The sequence below is a fragment of the Lacticaseibacillus salsurae genome (assembly GCF_045862175.1).
Taxonomy (GTDB): domain Bacteria; phylum Bacillota; class Bacilli; order Lactobacillales; family Lactobacillaceae; genus Lacticaseibacillus; species Lacticaseibacillus salsurae.
Genome location: NZ_BAAFZI010000147.1, coordinates 1 through 1097, shown reverse-complemented (window position 1 = coordinate 1097; position 1097 = coordinate 1). Strand labels below are relative to the sequence as shown.

Sequence of the window (1097 nt, the reverse complement as noted above, 5' to 3'; positions counted from 1 at the left end):
GCAAACCCTTCTGCTTGGTGTTCAGATAATTGTGAGTCGATGATGCGACCGCTTGGGGCCATATCTTCGTCGCAATTCTTTTGATCGATCGGTTCTAACCATTGCCGGTTGGTGGCTTCAAACAAGCCATACAAACGGTTGGACATGGTTTCATCAGGCCCAAACACGCGGAAGTTGTCAGCGTTGAGTTTGATCAAGTCGCGCAAGTAATCTGACCAAATGATCATATCTTGTTTGACGTTTTGGCCGCGCTTGGTGTTGTCCAAGGCGTAATCGTCGACCTTTGGCAATACCAAAGGCTTAGCGTGGTAGCTGACATTGGTGATCGGATTAGCGGCCATGCGCTTGTCCCCTTTAGGCGTTAAGGCCTGAAGTTCTGGGATCAAGGTACCGTTGTCGTCGAAAAGTTCTTCTGGCTTATAAGATTTCAGCCAGTCTTCCAGCGATTCTTTGTGGGTCATGTCGTCGCGCTTAACTGGAATTGGGATCTGATGAGCGCGGAATGACCCTTCGATCGGTTCGCCGTTCCAAGTCTTAGGACCAGTCCAGCCTTTTGGCGTGCGCACGATCAACACTGGCCAGTGCGGCATGGTGGTATCGCCAGTGTCACGGGCATGCTTTTGAATCGCTTTGATGGATTCGATGGCTTTGTCCATCGCCGCAGCCATGATCGGGTTGAGCTTTTTGGCATCGTCGCCTTCAACAAAAATCGGATCCCAGCCCATGCCTTCAAAGTACTTGGTCAAGTCTTCGTCGGATTTGCGCGATAAGATCGTTGGGTTGGAGATCTTAAAGCCGTTCATGTGCACGATCGGCAATACCGCGCCATCAGTGATCGGGTTGATAAAGGTGTTGGAGAACCAAGAAGCTGCCAGTGGGCCAGTTTCAGTTTCGCCGTCGCCAGTCACCGCCGCTGCGATCACATCTGGGTTATCCAAAATCGCGCCAGTCGCGTGGCTTAAGGTATAACCCAGTTCGCCACCTTCGTGGATCGAGCCTGGGATCTGGGCGTTGGCGTGACTTGCCGCGCCGCCTGGGAAGGAGAAGCGCTTGAACATGATCTGCATGCCTTTTTCATCTTGCGAGATCTGCGGATA

The 1097-nt window shown here is 52.1% G+C and carries 1 protein-coding gene; it reads right to left on the bottom strand.

The annotated features are described in order from the left end of the window. The coding region (locus ACKTSG_RS14325) for a phosphoketolase family protein (RefSeq protein ID WP_491062204.1) at positions 1-1097 on the bottom strand (1097 nt) is incomplete at both ends.